19 protein-coding genes are annotated in these 15,442 nt (G+C 72.7%); 10 read left to right on the plus strand and 9 right to left on the minus strand.

What is annotated here, in order from left to right; genetic code table 11:
* The first annotated feature begins 107 nt into the window (after positions 1-107).
* From G3I71_RS02880 to G3I71_RS02900, 5 genes are all read left to right on the plus strand, one after another.
* A complete protein-coding gene (locus tag G3I71_RS02880) occupies positions 108-1,439 on the plus strand; it encodes an NAD(P)/FAD-dependent oxidoreductase (RefSeq protein ID WP_164312266.1) in 1,332 nt (443 codons plus the stop codon).
* Entirely contained in the window at positions 1,436-2,167 is a 732-nt protein-coding gene (locus G3I71_RS02885) for a DUF1365 domain-containing protein (protein WP_343242823.1), read from the plus strand. Before G3I71_RS02880 ends, G3I71_RS02885 begins: the two co-directional genes overlap by 4 nt.
* Positions 2,164-3,591, plus strand: a complete 1,428-nt coding sequence (locus tag G3I71_RS02890; protein ID WP_239148822.1) for a class I SAM-dependent methyltransferase — start codon at positions 2,164-2,166, stop codon at positions 3,589-3,591. The genes G3I71_RS02885 and G3I71_RS02890 overlap by 4 nt, the downstream gene beginning before the upstream one ends.
* A 20-nt stretch (positions 3,592-3,611) precedes the next feature.
* The gene (locus G3I71_RS02895) at positions 3,612-4,430 is read left to right on the plus strand and encodes a DUF1295 domain-containing protein (protein WP_164312395.1); all 819 of its coding nucleotides are present in this window, start codon (positions 3,612-3,614) and stop codon (positions 4,428-4,430) included.
* Between the two features lie 234 nt (positions 4,431-4,664).
* Positions 4,665-5,330: an alpha/beta hydrolase gene (locus G3I71_RS02900; protein ID WP_164312396.1), complete on the plus strand. Its 666-nt coding sequence runs from the start codon at positions 4,665-4,667 to the stop codon at positions 5,328-5,330.
* Here the strand turns inward: G3I71_RS02900 and G3I71_RS02905 are convergent.
* From G3I71_RS02905 to G3I71_RS02935, 7 genes are all read right to left on the minus strand, one after another.
* On the minus strand, positions 5,300-6,151 hold the full coding sequence (locus G3I71_RS02905) for a YihY/virulence factor BrkB family protein (protein ID WP_343242833.1): 852 nt from the start codon (positions 6,149-6,151) through the stop codon (positions 5,300-5,302). The two genes, G3I71_RS02900 and G3I71_RS02905, sit on opposite strands and share 31 nt — an antisense overlap.
* A 70-nt stretch (positions 6,152-6,221) precedes the next feature.
* Entirely contained in the window at positions 6,222-6,809 is a 588-nt protein-coding gene (locus tag G3I71_RS02910; protein ID WP_164312268.1) for a hypothetical protein, read from the minus strand.
* A complete protein-coding gene (locus tag G3I71_RS02915; protein WP_203729133.1) occupies positions 6,806-7,840 on the minus strand; it encodes a DUF6286 domain-containing Asp23/Gls24 family envelope stress response protein in 1,035 nt (344 codons plus the stop codon). Before G3I71_RS02915 ends, G3I71_RS02910 begins: the two co-directional genes overlap by 4 nt.
* Positions 7,837-8,031: a hypothetical protein gene (locus tag G3I71_RS02920; protein WP_164312078.1), complete on the minus strand. Its 195-nt coding sequence runs from the start codon at positions 8,029-8,031 to the stop codon at positions 7,837-7,839. The genes G3I71_RS02915 and G3I71_RS02920 overlap by 4 nt, the downstream gene beginning before the upstream one ends.
* A 47-nt stretch (positions 8,032-8,078) precedes the next feature.
* Positions 8,079-8,633, minus strand: a complete 555-nt coding sequence (locus G3I71_RS02925) for an Asp23/Gls24 family envelope stress response protein (RefSeq protein ID WP_164312269.1) — start codon at positions 8,631-8,633, stop codon at positions 8,079-8,081.
* Positions 8,634-8,777: 144 nt separating this feature from the next.
* On the minus strand, positions 8,778-9,449 hold the full coding sequence (locus tag G3I71_RS02930) for a fasciclin domain-containing protein (RefSeq protein WP_164312270.1): 672 nt from the start codon (positions 9,447-9,449) through the stop codon (positions 8,778-8,780).
* 116 nt (positions 9,450-9,565) lie between these two features.
* Positions 9,566-11,290, minus strand: a complete 1,725-nt coding sequence (locus G3I71_RS02935) for a sulfite oxidase (protein WP_164312271.1) — start codon at positions 11,288-11,290, stop codon at positions 9,566-9,568.
* A 260-nt stretch (positions 11,291-11,550) separates the two neighbouring features.
* Here G3I71_RS02935 and G3I71_RS02940 point away from each other — a divergent pair, with 260 nt between their 5' ends.
* The 3 genes from G3I71_RS02940 to G3I71_RS02950 are packed head-to-tail and all read left to right on the plus strand — an operon-like array spanning position 11,551 to position 13,198.
* Entirely contained in the window at positions 11,551-12,135 is a 585-nt protein-coding gene (locus G3I71_RS02940; protein ID WP_343242824.1) for a sigma-70 family RNA polymerase sigma factor, read from the plus strand.
* The gene (locus G3I71_RS02945; protein WP_164312273.1) at positions 12,132-12,839 is read left to right on the plus strand and encodes an Asp23/Gls24 family envelope stress response protein; all 708 of its coding nucleotides are present in this window, start codon (positions 12,132-12,134) and stop codon (positions 12,837-12,839) included. Before G3I71_RS02940 ends, G3I71_RS02945 begins: the two co-directional genes overlap by 4 nt.
* Positions 12,836-13,198, plus strand: coding sequence for a hypothetical protein (locus G3I71_RS02950; protein WP_164312274.1), 363 nt, complete (start codon positions 12,836-12,838; stop codon positions 13,196-13,198). Before G3I71_RS02945 ends, G3I71_RS02950 begins: the two co-directional genes overlap by 4 nt.
* A gap of 27 nt (positions 13,199-13,225) precedes the next feature.
* On the opposite strand, the gene G3I71_RS02955 is transcribed toward G3I71_RS02950, so the two are convergent.
* Entirely contained in the window at positions 13,226-13,981 is a 756-nt protein-coding gene (locus tag G3I71_RS02955; protein ID WP_164312275.1) for an anti-sigma factor, read from the minus strand.
* Positions 13,978-14,562 carry a sigma-70 family RNA polymerase sigma factor gene (locus G3I71_RS02960; RefSeq protein WP_164312276.1) on the minus strand — a complete coding sequence of 195 codons (585 nt, stop codon included), beginning with the start codon at positions 14,560-14,562 and terminating at the stop codon, positions 13,978-13,980. Before G3I71_RS02960 ends, G3I71_RS02955 begins: the two co-directional genes overlap by 4 nt.
* Positions 14,563-14,771: 209 nt before the next feature.
* Between G3I71_RS02960 and G3I71_RS02965 the strand changes: the two genes are divergently transcribed.
* Positions 14,772-14,993: a type II toxin-antitoxin system VapB family antitoxin gene (locus G3I71_RS02965; protein WP_203729137.1), complete on the plus strand. Its 222-nt coding sequence runs from the start codon at positions 14,772-14,774 to the stop codon at positions 14,991-14,993.
* A complete protein-coding gene (locus tag G3I71_RS02970) occupies positions 14,990-15,409 on the plus strand; it encodes a PIN domain-containing protein (RefSeq protein ID WP_164312277.1) in 420 nt (139 codons plus the stop codon). The genes G3I71_RS02965 and G3I71_RS02970 overlap by 4 nt, the downstream gene beginning before the upstream one ends.
* The last annotated feature ends 33 nt before the right edge of the window (positions 15,410-15,442 follow it).

Below are 15,442 nucleotides of genomic sequence, written 5' to 3' on the forward strand. Positions count from 1 at the left end.
CGTTGTGGGTGATGACTCCACCGGCCGATTCGCCGCCCGGCCAATCCGCCGCCCGACCTGATCCGGATTACGCGGAGATCCCTGATCGCAGGGCGGGAGGAGACGTGATGGAACGGACGCCGACGGATGGCCCGCGCGGCCCGGAGCGGACGGCACGGGAGGGGCGGCGCACGGCCGTGGTGGGGGGCGGGGTGGCGGGACTGACCGCCGCGTACGTCCTGGGCGGCGCCGGTCACGTCACCCTGTACGAGGCCGACGACCGGCTCGGCGGACACGCGCACACCCACGAGCTGACGTCGCCGCACGACGGGCGGGTGCACCGCGTCGACTCCGGGTTCATCGTGCACAACCGGCGTACCTACCCGCATCTGCTGCGGCTGTTCGACGAGCTCGGCGTCGCCACGCAGGAGTCGGAGATGAGCATGTCGGTGCGGTGCGAGGGCTGCGGCCTGGAGTACGCGGGCGCCCGCGGGCCGGCCGGAGTGTTCGCCCAGCCCCGCAACCTTCTGCGCGGCCCCTATCTGCGGCTGCTGGCCGAGGTGCCCGCCTTCCACCGCGCGGCCCGGCGACTGCTGGACCGAGGAGGAGACCAGGGCGACCAGGGCCAACAGGTGCTCACACTGGGGGAGTTCCTCGACCGGGAGGGCTACTCCGCCTACTTCCGCAGCCACTTCATGACGCCGGTGGTGTCGGCCGTCTGGTCCTGCGACGCCGCCACCGCCCAACGCTACCCGGCCGCCTATCTGTTCCGCTTCCTGGAGCACCACGGACTGCTGTCGGTGAGCGGCTCTCCGGTGTGGCGCACGGTCAGCGGTGGCTCGGGCACGTACGTGGACCTGATGGCCAAGCGGATCGGCGACGTCCGCACCGGCACCCCCGTACGGGCCGTACGGCGCCACGCGGACGGCGCCGAAGTGACGGCCGACGACGGCACCACCGAGTCGTACGACGCCGTGGTGATCGCGGTCCACCCGGACCAGGCGCTGCGGCTGCTTGCCGACGCGAGCGAGCGGGAGCGGGAGGTGCTGGGCGCGTTCCGCTACTCCCGCAACACCACCCTCCTGCACACCGACACCCGGCTGCTGCCGCGCGCGCCCGGCGCCCGCGCCGCCTGGAACTACCTGATGCCCTCGTGCGCGGCCGACGGCGGCCAGGTACGGGTCAGTTACGACATGAACCGGCTCCAACGCCTCGACGCCACCGAGACGTTCGTGGTCACCCTGGGCGGCGAGGACCGCGTCGACCCCGGCCGGGTGCTGGCCCGCATGGTCTACGAACACCCCGTCTACACCCCCGAGTCGGTGGCCGCGCAGCAGCGCCTGCCCGAACTGGCCAGTGACGTCTGCGTGTTCGCGGGCGCCTATCACGGCTGGGGGTTCCACGAGGACGGCTGCCGTTCGGGCGTCGAGGCCGCCGCGGCGCTGGGGGTGCGCTGGTGAACGCCATACCCTCCCTCTACGCGTGCACGATCAGCCATGTCCGGACCACACCCCGCCGCTACGTGCTGCGCCACCGCACGTACATGTGGCTGGTCGACCCCGACCACCCACCCCAACTCCCCGTCCCGCTACGCCCGTTGGCCCGTTTCGACCCGCGCGACCACTTCACCGGCGACCGCCCGTCGATCCGGGCCGGCCTCGACGAGTTCCTCGCCGGTCACGGCGTACACCTGGACGGCGGCCGGGTGGTGATGCTCACCCACGCGCGGGTGCTCGGGTACGTGTTCAACCCGCTCACCCTGTACTGGTGTCACGGCCCCGACGGGGAACCGCGCTGCGTGGTCGCGGAGGTGCACAACACCTACGGCGGACGCCACTCCTACCTGCTGCGCCCGGACGCGTCCGGGACGGCGCGCGCCGAGAAGAAGTTCTACGTCTCGCCGTTCTTCCCCGTCGACGGCGCCTACCGCATGCGGGTGCCGCAGCCGGGACCGCGCCTCGACCTCACCGTGCACCTGGACCGCGAGGGCGGCCGGGCCTTCACCGCGACCGTGCGCGGCACCCGGCGCGCGGTGAGCACGGCGTCCCTGCTGCGGCTGGCGCTGCGCCACCCCTGGTCCACCCTCACCGTGTCGGCCGCGATCCGGGCCCACGGCATCCGCCTCTACCTGCGGGGACTGCCCGTCCAGCCCCGCCCAGGCCACCGCACCCCGGAGAAAGCGACATGAGGACAGCAGAGCCCAACACCCCTGACGGCCACACCGCCCCCGACGAACAGGCCGTCGGCCGTGGGCAGGGCGCCCCGGCGGATTCCCCCTGCGGCCACGAAGCCCTGGCCGGTCCCGCCCGTGACCTCGTCGTGCCCACCGGTCCCGCCCGTGGGGTCGGCGCCACCCCAGCCGATCCCACTCCTGACCGCGCCACCCCCGTCGACCCGGCCCTCTGGCCCGACATCGTCGCCGTACCGGCCGCCTCCCGGGCCCGTACCGCCGTGACTGCCGCCCTCGTTCGGCGGGCCCTCGACCGGCTGCCCCTGCGGGCCAGGTTCGTGGGTGCCGCGGATGCGGGGCTCGGCGGGCCGCTGATCGAGGTGCGCGACCCGGCCGCCTTCCACGCCCGGATCGGGACCCACGGGCTGGTCGGGTTCGGGGAGTCCTACATGGCCGGCGAGTGGGACGCCCCCGACCTGGTGGCCGTCCTCACCGTCCTCGCCGGCCACGCCGCCGAGCTGATTCCGGGCCCGCTGCAACGGCTGCGCGGCCTGTGGGCGCCGCGTCACCCGCACGACGAGCGCAACACACCCGACGGCTCCCGCGCCAACATCAGCCGCCACTACGACCTGTCCAACGACCTGTTCGCCCTCTTCCTCGACGACACCCTCACCTACTCCTCCGCCGTGTTCCGCGGCTTCCCCGCGAGCTGGGACCGGCTCGCCGCCGCCCAGCACCGCAAGATCGACCGGCTGCTCGACCTGGCCGACGTCGGCGAGGGCACCCGGCTGCTGGAGATCGGCACCGGCTGGGGCGAACTCGCCCTGCGGGCCGCCGCCCGAGGTGCCCGCGTCACCTCGCTCACCCTCTCCCGGGAACAGCGGGCCCTGGCGATGGAAAGGGTGCGCGCGGCCGGACTCACCGACCACGTCTCCGTCGAGCTGTGCGACTACCGCGAGGCGCGCGGCGAGTACGACGCCGTCGTCAGCGTGGAGATGGTCGAGGCGGTCGGCGCGGAGTTCTGGCCGGTGTACTTCCGCGCCCTGGACGAGCGGCTGGCCCCGGGCGGCCGGGTGGCGCTGCAGGCCATCACCATGCCGCACGAGCGGATGCTCGCGAGCCGCGACACCTTCACCTGGATCCACAAGTACGTCTTTCCCGGCGGCCGGATCCCGTCCACCCGGGCGATCGAGGAGACCGCCCGCGACCACACCGGGCTGCGCCTCGCCTGCCGGGACGATTTCGGCGCCCACTACGCCGAGACGCTGCGGCTGTGGCGCGAACGGTTCACCGAGCGCGCCGACGACGTCGCGGAACTCGGCTTCGACGACGTCTTCCACCGCCTCTGGACCTTCTACCTGGCCTACTCCGAGGCCGGCTTCCGGGCCGGCTACCTCGACGTGCAGCAGTACCTGTTCACCAAGGAGAACCCCGGCCGATGAACGCCACCGTGAACACCACCGTGAGCGGCTTCCCGTGGCACGCGTTCGCGCTCAACCTGGCCTGGGCCGCCGCCGCTGCCCTCACGGTCATGCTGGTCACCTTCGGCGTCGCGGTGCGCATAGGCGTGCACCGGATCGTGGACGTCGCCTGGGGGACCGGCTTCGCGGCGGTGGCCGTCACGACCTTCGCGGCCTCCGCAGGTGAGGGCGACCTCGTACGACGGCTGCTGGTGACCGTACTGACAGCGGTCTGGGGGCTGCGGCTCGCGGTGCACATCGCCCGCCGGGGCCGGGGCCACGGTGAGGACCCGCGCTACGAGAAGATGCTGGCCAAGGCGCCCGGCAGCCGGAACGCGTACGCGCTGCGCATGGTCTATCTCCTCCAGGGCGGCCTTGTCTGGCTGGTGTCCCTGCCCGTGCAGGCCGCGCAGTACGTGTCCGGCCCGCCGTCGGCCCTCGCCTGGGCCGGCACCGCGCTGTGGGCGGTCGGGATCGGCTTCGAGGCGGCCGGGGACGCCCAGCTGGCCCGCTTCCGGGCCGATCCCGCCAACCGGGGAAAGATCATGGACCGCGGGCTGTGGGCGTGGACCCGGCACCCCAACTACTTCGGGGACTTCTGCGTGTGGTGGGGCCTGTTCCTGATCGTCTGCGACTCCTGGGCGGCGGCCGTCGTGTCCGTCGTGTCCCCGGTGGTGATGAGCCTGCTGCTGACCCGGGGAAGCGGAAAACGGCTGCTGGAGCGGCATATGGCCAATCGGCCCGGGTACGCCGAGTACACGGCCCGTACGAGCGGCTTCTTCCCGCGCCCGCCGCGACGGAGCGGCCCGGGGATGCCGTGACGGACCGGTCGGATCAGATCGGATCGGATCGGATCGGATCAGATCGGATCAGATCGGATCAGGTCGGGTCGGGTCGGGTCGGGAGAGGATCGCCTCCGTGGCCCGCGCGACGCGGGACGCGGAGGCCGGAACAGCCGGAGCAGGGGGTGTGCCGTCGTGCAACAGGACCAGCAGCGGGACGGGCAACAGGACGAGCAGTACGGGACTCGATTCCTTCCGTCGCCCAGGAACACCCTGCTGCTCAGGCGCCGTCCGGCCCGCCCCCGGGCTGCCGTGCTGGTGCTGCACGGCGGGCAGGCGACGAGCGAGCGCCGCTCCCGGCCCTGGCAGCTCGCCGCGCTGCGGATGGACCTCGTCGTGCGGGCGGTGACCGCCGCTCTGCCGCACGAGGACGTCCTGGTCGCCCAGGTCCGCTATCGCCTCCGCGGCTGGAACGGCGGACGCGCCGATCCCGTACGGGACACCGGGGAGGCGCTGCGCGACCTCGCCGCACTGGCCGGCCCGGTGCCCACCGTGCTGCTCGGTCACTCCATGGGCGGCCGGGCCGCCCTGCGCGCCGCCGGTCACCCGCAGGTGTGCGGCGTCGTGGCACTGGCCCCCTGGTGGCCGCCGGGCGAGCCGGTGGAGCAGACGGCGGGCCGGCACGTCGTCGCCCTGCACGGCGAACGGGACCGCGTCACCTCGCCCGCCGACGCGGCGGACTGTGTGCGCCGGGCGCGCAGTACTGGGGCGCGGGCCGGGATGGCCGTCATCGGCGGCGGCGACCACGCCATGCTGCGTCGCCCCCGCTTCTGGCACCGCACCACCGCTGCCCTCGTGGCCCACCTCCTCGACCCCGACGGCACCCCGGACCCCCTCCCCGAGGAGTGCTACGGCACCGGAGGTTTCCCGGTGCTCTGAGCGGGCGGCGCCTTGGAGAGTTCCGCCGCGAACTGCGCGCCGGTGAGCAGCGCCAGGTTCGACAGCCACAGCCAGACGAGGAAGACGACGATGCCGGAGAGCGAGCCGTACAGCCTGCTGTAGGCGCCGAGTGTCGAGGCGTACGTCGAGAAGCCCGCGGAGACGGTCAGCCACAGCGCGGCGGCCAGCGCGCCGCCGGACAGGCTGTGCCCGCGTCGGCGCGCGATGTCGGGGCCGGTGTGGAAGACGATCACGACCAGCAGGGCGACGAGGCACAGCAGCAGCGGCCAGCGCAGCAGCCGCCACGTCCAGGCCACGGTGGCGTCCATGCCCAGGGTGCGGCCGACGGCCTCCGCGAGCGGGCCGGTGAGCAGCAGGGTGAGCGAGCCGACGAGGAGCAGCGCGAGCAGGACGAGCGCGGTGAGCACGATGCGGTGCGCCTTGCGCCAGGTCGAGCGCCGGTCCTCGACGCGGTGCATGCGGTGCAGGGCACGGCGGAAGACGGCGAGATAGCTGGTGGCCGACCACAGTGCGCTGGCCGCACCGGTCACGAGGAGAGGCCAGACCGTCCGGTCCGTGTCCAGCGCATGGGTCAGGACGGTGTGCAGTTCGGCACCGGACTCGGCCGGGGCGTAGGCGGTGACGTGGGTGATGAAGCCCTCGGCCGTCTCCGGGCTGATCAGACCGAACGCCAGGACCGTGGCCAGCATGGCGGGGAGCACCGCGAGGATCGCGTAGTACGTCAGCGCCGCCGCGTAGTCCGTGATGTCGTCGTTCCACAGTGACACCGGCGTGCGCCGCACCGCGGACCGCCAGGCCACGAACTGGCACGGCGACGGCCACGGGAGCCGACGCGCCCGGCGGACATCGCCGGACACGTCGGTGTACGGCTCAGCGGACACGGGGCATGCGGTGCGAGGCGGCACTCAGCCGGACCCGGGTGTGCGCCGTGTACGGTGCCGCAGCTGTCCCGGCCTCGGCCGTCACCGCGCGCAGGGCGGGCAGTACGGCGTCCGGGGACGTGTCGGGTTCCAGCCAGACCCGTAGATCCAGGTCCAGTCGCCGGCCGCGCCGGGGCAGTACCCGGGCGTGGCTGCGGGCGATGCCCGGGAGGGCCGCCGTGCGCGCGGTCAGCGCCTCGGCCAGGGCCTGGGGGCGCACCGTGCAGCGGGGGGAGGGCAGGGCGAGGTGCCGGGTCGGGCCCCGGCCGAACCGTGCGACGGAGAAGAGCGCGAACAGCACGGTCAGGCCGATCGCCGCAGCCATGACGGCGGGCGTCCACCAGCCCTCGGCGCGGAGGCGCGTCAGCCCGTCCTCGTCGAGCAGGACGGTGCCCGTACCGGCGGTCGGCCACCATGACGGCAGCCGGTCCGCGAGGTGGCGGTCGGTGGCGGCGAGCCAGGAGCCCGCGAGGACGAGCGCTACTCCGACGCCGCCGAGGACGGCGCGGTTGACGACGGTACTGGTGCGGCCCCTCACTGGTCGCCTCCCGGGGTGGAGGCGGAGGCTGAGGCGGAGGCGGGGAAGGCGACCAGTGAGGGGCCGCCGTCACCGTGTCCCGGAGTGTCCGCTGTCGGGGCGGGACGCTGCCACACGTGCTCCGGCGTGACGGTGACCCGCAACCGGTGACCGCCGCCCAGGAGGCAGCCGGCCAGGGTGTCCCGGGCGGCGGCCGTGACGGCGGTGTGCGCGTGCGCCCGGTCGCCGAAGGCGAGCCCGGCCCGCACGGTGACCCGTCGGCGCCGCACGCGTACCCGCACCGCTCCGACGCCGTCCACGTCTCCCACCGCGTCGCGGACCAGGGCCTCCACCGCCGAGCGGTCCACCGCGGCGTCGACGTGGGCCGCCGAGGTACGGACGGTGTACTGGCGACGCCGGCCGGGGGAGAGAGCGAGAACGATCATCCAGACGCCCAGCAGGGCGGTCAACCCGCCCACGGCGACGACAGCCGGGTCGCCGGGCCCGTGCCCGGCCGCCCAGTGCACGGCGGAGGTCCGCCAGGCGGCGGCCGTCCGGTGCGCGGTGTGCACCCGGACCAGGTCGAGGGCGAGCGCACCGCACCCCAGGGCGGCCACCGCGGACAGCACGGCGACCGGAATCCGGCGCCGGGACCACCAGCGCCGGGGCGTACGGCTCTCACGGCCGTCCGGGGCGTCCGGGGCGTCCGGGTCGGCCTCCAGGGCCGGGGACACCAGTGGGTGGGAGGACGAGGTCGGCGGGGCGAGCGAGATGACGCTGACGCGCGCGGCCGGCACGTCGAGGCCCGTCAGTTCCCGGGTGCGTTCCACGACGTGCCGCTGAACGTCCCGCACGGTGTCGGTCAGCGGAGCTGGATAGGGCAGCGTCACCGCGAGGGACACGTCCGCCCTTCTGCCGCGCACGGACGCCGCGGCCCGGGCCGTCCGGGCGCCGCCCCGGGCGGGCAGCACCTCGGTGGTCGCCCGCTCGGCGATCCTGCGCACCGCCCGCTCCGAGACGGTGGTGGTGCCCCGCTGCGCGGCGGCGGTCATCGACGGCTCCGCTCGAACGCGTCCCGCACGTCCCGTACATCCCGGATGCTGCCGCCGCCCTCGGCCCACCGGCCCAGCATCCAGCCCAGGGCGCCGAGAGCGGCCACGAGCAGGAAGGCGCCGAACCCGCCGAACCAGCCGGCGAACGCCAGGGCCATACCCGCGATCATGCCTACGAACGGTGTGCTCATGCCCATCCACCTCTCACCCGGTCCACTCCTGCCCCTGACCGGCCGCCCTACTCCACGCGGGCCTCGGTCGTGCTCGCGGACTCCTCGTCGTCGGGCAGGTGGACGTCGTTGACCGTGATGTTCACCTCGACGACCTCAAGCCCGGTGACGCGCTCCACGGCGGAGACGACGTTCTCCCGGACGTCCTGGGCGACGTCCATCACGGACACCCCGTACTCGACGACCAGGTCCAGGTCGATGGCCGTCTGCCGCTCGCCCACCTCGACCTTCACGCCGCGGCCCACGTTGGGCCGGCCGCCGGGCACGCGCTCGCGTACGGCGCCGAAGCTGCGCGAGAGCCCGCCGCCCATGTCGTGCACGCCGGGGATCTCCCGGGCGGCGATGCCCGCCACCTTCACCACGACGACGTCGGCGATCGACGTCCGGCCACGGTTCGCGGCAGGCTGGTCGGCTCCCGTCGCACCGCCGGACACGGCCGTCGTGGTCTGCGGCGACCTGACCGGCTGCGGGGTGCCCAGGTCCAGGTCCTTGTTGGCGTTGGTGTTGGTGTTGGTGTTGGGGTTGGCGTTGGCGTTGGCGACTGGTGCGGTCTGCGTGGTCATGGCATGCCCATCTCTGTCTCGTCGCTGATGTGCTCCGCTTATGTGCCTTCACTCCGTCAGACCCGGCCCGGCCGGGTCTGTGACGCGGGTACCCGGAAAAACCTCGGGGCGCCACCGAAGTGGCGCCCCGAATATGACGGTCCGTCAGCTGGTGGGCATGAGAACGGTGTCGATGATGTAGACGTTGGCGTTGGCGGTCTTCACGTTGCCGCAGACGACCTTGGCGGAGTCGTTGACGGTGTAGGACTCACCGGAGCCCGAGGTGGTCACCTTCGACGTCTCCAGGGTGTCGAAGGAGCCCTTCTCCAGGTCCTTGGGGGTCAGCTTCTGGCCCACCACGTGGTAGGTGAGGATCTTCGTCAGCTGGGCCTTGTCGTTCAGGACCTTGTCAAGGGTCGCCTTCGGGATCTTGGCGAAGGCGTCGTTGGTCGGCGCGAACACGGTGATGTTCTGGGCGTTGTTGAGGGTGTCGACCAGGCCGGCCTTCTTCACCGCCGCCACCAGCGTGGACAGGGCGGGGTTGTTGGACGCGGCGGTGGCCACCGGGTCCTGGGCCATGCCGTCGAACGAGCCGGCACCGCTCGCGGGCACCGCCGAACAGGCGGAGCCGAACGGCTGGTCGGCCGTGGTGGCGCTGCCGGAACCGGTCATGCCGTCGTCCGACGTGGCGGCCGAAGCGGACGCCTTCGTCGAGGAGTCGGACTTGGCGGAGTCGCTGCCGCTGTCGTCGGAGCAGGCGCTCAGGGCCAGCGGCAGGACGGCCGCCGCGGCGACGGTCGCGGCGATACGGCGGGTACGGCTGATGCGGGTGTTCATGGTGTTTCTCCTGTGGGTCGGTGCGGTCTGAGCCGCGTTCGTACGGGGGTCGGGGAAGGTGGCTTGAGAGGCCAGAGGTCAGAGGCCAGAGGCCAGGGGTCAGGGGGAGGCCGGGATCAGTCGACGGTCACGACCACGGAGTGCCATCCGCTGGCGCCGTCGGGGATGGTGCGGGCGCGCTTCTCGGTCTGCACCGCGCCGGTGCGGTCGGTGGCGCGGGCGGTGAGGGTGTGGCCGCCCTTGGTGGCCTGCCAGGGGAAGGACCACTGGCGCCAGGTGTCGCGGGTGTCCTCGGCGGCGAGCCGGGCCTCCTGCCAGGGGCCGTCGTCGACCCGGACCTCGACCCTGTCGATGCCGCGGTGCTGGGCCCACGCGACCCCGGCGACCATGACCGCGCCGGTGCCGGGGCGGGCGAAGGGCCTGGGGGTGTCGATACGGCACTGCGTCTTGACCGGCGCCCTGCGGGCCCAGCCGCGCCTGACCCAGTAGGGGTCGTAGGCGTCGAACGTGGTCAGCTCGATGTCCTTGATCCACTTGCAGGCCGAGACGTAGCCGTAGAGGCCGGGCACCACCATGCGGACCGGGAAGCCGTGCTCGAAGGGCAGCGGTTCGCCGTTCATGCCCAGCGCGAGGAGGGCGTCGCGGCCGTCCATCACGTCCTCGACCGGGCTGCCGATCGTCATCCCGTCCACCGAGCGGGCCACCAGTTGGTCGGCCGGCCCGCCCTTCGAGGGCGGCCTCACCCCGCACTCGGCCAGCAGACCGGCCAGTCGTACGCCGATCCAGCGGGCGTTGCCGACGTACGGGCCGCCGACCTCGTTCGAGACGCAGGTGAGCGTGATGTCCCGCTCGACCAGCTCGCGCCGCAGCAGGTCGTCGAAGGAGAGGGTGACCGGCCGGACGACGCCGGCGCCGTGGATGCGCAGCCGCCATTCGGTGGCGTCGACCCTGGGCACCACCAGGGCGGTGTCGACCCGGTAGAAGTCGCTGTTGGGTGTGACGAAAGGGCTCACCCCCGGGATCCGCAGCCGGGCGCCCCTGGACACGGCCCGGGCCGGGGAGGCTGGTGCGGGCAGCACCACGTTCCTGCGGGAGGCGACCGCGTCCTGCCCGCCGGAAGCGCTCAGTGAGCGGCCGAGCAGACCGGCTCCCGCCGATGCCACGGCCGCCGCGCCCGCCACGATCACGAAGCCGCGCCGGTCCCAGCCCTCGCCGGACGACGAAGTTCCGGACGGCGATGTGCCGGGCGCCGACTGGCCGGGCGCGGATGTGTCGGACTCCGAAGTCCCGGACGGTGATGTGCGGGACTCCGACGCATCGGGCGCCGACAAGTGGGGCGCCGATGTGCCGGACGGTGACCGGCCGGGCGCCGACGTTCCGGACGCGGATGCCCGGGGCCCGAGGCGGCCCGTGAGGACGTACAGGAGAACCGCTCCGGCGGCGGCGCCTGCCACGGAGGGCAGCGCGTCCGTGACACCGGTCGAGTCGGGCCTGCTCGTCGCCGCGACGGCGCCGACGACTCCGAACAACAGCACGCCGGCCGCGCCGGTGCGCCTGAACCGCAGGGCGAGAATTCCGAGCGCCAGTGCGAAAAGCGCCAGTACCGCGAGAATTCCGAGCTGAAGAACCAGCTTGTCGTCGGAACCGAAATTCCGGATCGCCCAGTCCTTGACGGTGGCGGGAGTCCTGTCGATCGCCGCGCCGCCCACTGCGACGACAGGACCGGCCTGCGGACGCACGCCTCCCGCCACCGCCTCGGCGACCGTGAGCGCGGCGAATCCCGCCAAGACGCCGCTGAGCGCGCCCAGCAGCGGCGGTGCTTTCTTCTCGTTCTCGGTCACGGTGGGAATCCGGCCCCGAAAGCCGGGCGGATTGGTCGCCCCCACGATCGGATGATTTTCCCTTTCCGACCAATCCGTGCCCGCTTCCGTTACGGAAAAAGGGGAGTGAAAGTGCTCCCACGCGGCATCCGTAAGGTGCCCGTCTCCCGAAGTTCTTCATGTTCTTGTCGTTCTTGTCGTTCTCCGTAACGGGGACGGCGCTGCGGTGTCCAACCTTCGGACGACTGGAAAACGGGACGACCGGACGAAAGGAGTCGCCAGTGGCGGGTGACCGCACCCGGAGCGCACCACCGGACACCCGGGCCGACCCGGACGACGTCCTGCTGACGGTCAGGGCCGGCGAAGGCGACGAGGACGCCTTCGCCGTGCTCGTGCAGCGGCACGCGCCCGCCCTGATCCGGCTCGCCACGGGTCTGCTCGGGACCCGTACCGAGGCGGAGGACGCCGTGCAGGACGCCTTCCTCAGTGCCTGGCGGAGGCTGCCGGAGTTCCAGGGGCGCTCCTCCTTCGGCACCTGGACCTACCGGATCGTCACCAACCGCTGCCTGAACGTGCTGCGGGCCCGCAAACCCGTGGCCTCGCTGGAGGCGGCGGGTGACGTGCCCGCGGCCGAGCACACCACCTCCCCGGCCCGCATCACGGAGGCCCACGAAGCCGTCCGCGAGTTGCGGGAGGCCCTCGACCTGCTCTCGGCCGAACAGCGGGCCTGCTGGGTGCTGCGCGAACTGGACGGCCGCTCCTACGAGTTCATCGCGGACACGGTCGGCATCAGCCAGGAGGCCGTCCGCGCCCGTGTCTTCCGCGCCCGCCGTTGTCTCACCCAAGCACTGGGGGCCTGGCGATGACCGACCGCACCGAACCGCCGAACAACGCGTCCACCCACGCTGACGACGACGAACTCCTGCCGTGCGGAAGGCTGTTGTCGCGGACCTGGAACGACTGGGAACAGCGGTCCGACGGCACCGATTACTCTGACGACACCGGCGGCACGGACTCCCACCTGCGGTCCTGCCCGTACTGCAGTCAGGCCGTCAGCGGACTCGACCGCCTGGAGTCCGTGGTGCGCGGCCTGCAGGAGGAGACGGACACCGCCGCCTACGACGCCGGGCCGCTGACCCGGCGGGTCATGGACGTCGTACGCCTCGAACTGCGTCCGGGGCGCCCCCTGCCCCTCGGTGAACCCGCCGAGGACCTGTGGATCATGGAGGCGGTCGCGGCCCGCGCGCTGCGCGCGGCGGCCGAGACGGTCGCGGGCGTCCGGGCAGGCTCCTGCCGGCTTTTTGATGCTCCGGCCGACGCCCACTCCGACGCCTGCTCCAGCTCCCACGCCCACTCCGACACCTCTGCCGACGGCGCCGTCGGAGTCCGCCTCGACATCCACGCCCCGGCCGACGTCTCCCTGCCGGACCTCGCCGCCCGGGTGCGTGAGCGGGTACGGGAGGCCGCTTACCGCGAACTGGGCATGGTCGTGGCGGCCGTGGACATCCGTGTCACCGATCTCCTCCACACTCCGGCCGACGACGGCCAGGAAGAAGGCCGTACGCCATGACCGTGCACCACGAGGGCACCGCGCACGCGGCACTCGTCGCGGAACTCGCCACGGCCGTGGAGGGCGTGCCGGGGGTGGCCTTTCTCCGGCCGGGCCTGACGGACCGGCTGCGCTCCGCGCTGTCGCGGCCCCCGGCCGGGACCACCGGGTCACCGTCCGCCGGAGTGCGCGTGACCCGCCAGGACGGCGACGGTTCCTGGCACGTCGAGATCCATCTCGTAGCGCTGCGACGGGCCAGGACCCTGGACGTGGCCCGCGTCGGCCGGGACACCGTCGAGCGCCGCCTGGGCGCCCTGGAGTACGCCCAGCCCTCGCAGCCCGCCCCGAGGGTCACCGTGACGGTCACGGGCCTCGTCTGATCCCCGTTGCCGCCACGTTGCCCCCGTTCAACTCGGGAAGGTCATCAGGGCGACCGGGGCGGACGTCGGCGCTTTCGAGCCGCCGTCGGGTTCGACGGTGATGCCCATTCCCGAGGCCCCGTCGACGGAGCCCCGGAGCAGGACGGCCTGGTCGCTGCGGGCGGGGTCCATCAGACCGGCCGGCCGCATGGTTCCGTCCTCGTCGAACCACAGCTGGTAGACCTTCCCGCCGGGCGGAGAAGCCATCCCCGAGACGAAGAACACCGCCCTGTCCCGGCCACGGGAGACGACGACGGTACCCGTGGCGCCGCCGGTCAGCCCGGCGGCGCGGGTCCTGGCGTCCGGCGCGGCCAGTACGGCGGCGATCTCGTCCGTGGCCTGCGTGGCGCTGCGCGCCCGGTCGCGTGCGTCCTCGGCCTGCTGGTGCTGCCACAGGGTCGTTCCGCCGAGCGCCGTGGCCGCCGCGAGGCAGGCGGCGAGCGCCCACCGGGACAGTGTCCGGGCCCGGGGGCCGGACCGGACGGCGAGAGCCTGGGCCGCCGGTCTGCCCGGGGTCTCCTGGCGGACCGAGGTGATCCGGCGCAGCACCTGTTCACGCAGTCCGGCAGGGGGTGTCGTGGCGACGGCGAGTCCCATGCGGGCCGCGGTCGCGGACAGCTCGGCGGTCTCCTGCGCGCACGCCTCGCAGCCCGCCAGATGACGCTCGAACGCGGTGTTCTCCGTGTCGGACAGGGCGTGCAGGGCGTAGGCGCCCGTCAGCCGGTGCAGATCGGTGGTCGTCACGCGGTCACCCCCAGGCAGTCGCGCAGCCGGATGAGCCCGTCGCGCAGTCGGGTCTTGACGGTCCCCAGCGGCAGCGCCAGCGCCTCCGCCACCTCGCGGTAGGTCAGCCCCCGGTAGTAAGCCAGGGTGACGGCCTGACGCTGGAGCTCGGTCAGCGTGCGCACACAGCGCCGTACCTGTTCCCGCTCCAGCCGTGCCTCCACGTGCTCGACCACCTCGTCGTACTCGGGAAGCCGGTCCAGCAGCGCGGCCTTGTGGTCGCGGGCCGCGGCGGCGTCCACCGAGCGCACCCGGTCCACCGCCCGGCGGTGCGCCAGCGTGAGGATCCAGTTGATGGCCGTCCCACGGTCGGCCCGGTAGCGGGGAGCGGTACGCCACACCTCCACCAGCACCTCCTGCGTCACCTCCTCCGACTGCGCCTGATCACGCAGCACGGCCCGCACGACACCCAGCACCGGCCCCGCCACGGCGTCGTAGACACCGGCGAACGCGTCCTCGTCCCCGAGCGCGACCCGGCCCAGCAACTCCTCCAGGGCGGGACTGGCCGACGGATTTCTGCCGATATGTACTACTTCTTTCACCGAGGGCCTCCACGGTCGGGACATGTCCGGTCGTAATCCGTTCCCGCTGAGACCCCGGATTGGTTGCAGTGAGGGTGAAATCGCAGGTGGTGTGCGGGTGGCGTACGGCGACGCGGACCGGACGGCGCGTGCCGCCAGCGGGCTGGACCTAGGGATGTTGGTGGCATATTCTTCTATGTACATCACCAACATCGTGCAGGAGGTGCCGCATGTCAGTGACCCAGATCGACATCGACGACGACGCCCTGGAACGCGCCATGGCTCTGTCCAAGGTCAGGACCAAGAAAGAGGCGGTCAATCTCGCTCTGCACTTCTACGCCGAGCAGCAGGAGCGCGCGGCGCGCATCAGCCGTCACTTCGAGCGTGCGCGTGCCTGGGGTGCCGTCGAGGATGCCGAGCGTCTGCACCGGGCGGAGAAGGACAGCCGGTGATCTACCTGCTCGACACGTCCGGCCTGGTCCGGCTGCTCAGCGATCCGAAACTGCGATCGGCCTGGTACGACGCGATCGATGCCGGGGCCGTCGCGTCCTGCTTCGTGCAGCGCGCCGAGTTCCTGTACAGCGCTCGTAACGGTCGCGAGTACGACGAGATCGCCGAAATGTTCGCCGACCTCTACCCGGATGCCTCCGTGCCGAAGAACGCGGGGCGCTGGATCAGCGCGGTGCAACACCGTATGGCTCAGGCCGGGGAGCATCGCAGTGCCTCGGCGGTGGATCTCGTCATCGCCGCTACCGCCGCCCACCACGGCTTGGCCGTCCTCCACGACGATGCCGACTACCGCGCTGTCGCCCGGCACGCATCCGATCTGATCGAGCACAACGTGCACGACGTCCATGACGTCGTCTGATCCGAGCCCCCAGGTTGTCCCCTGTTGGGCGAC

The organism is Streptomyces sp. SID12501, assembly GCF_010550245.1.
Classification (GTDB): Bacteria; Actinomycetota; Actinomycetes; order Streptomycetales; family Streptomycetaceae; genus Streptomyces.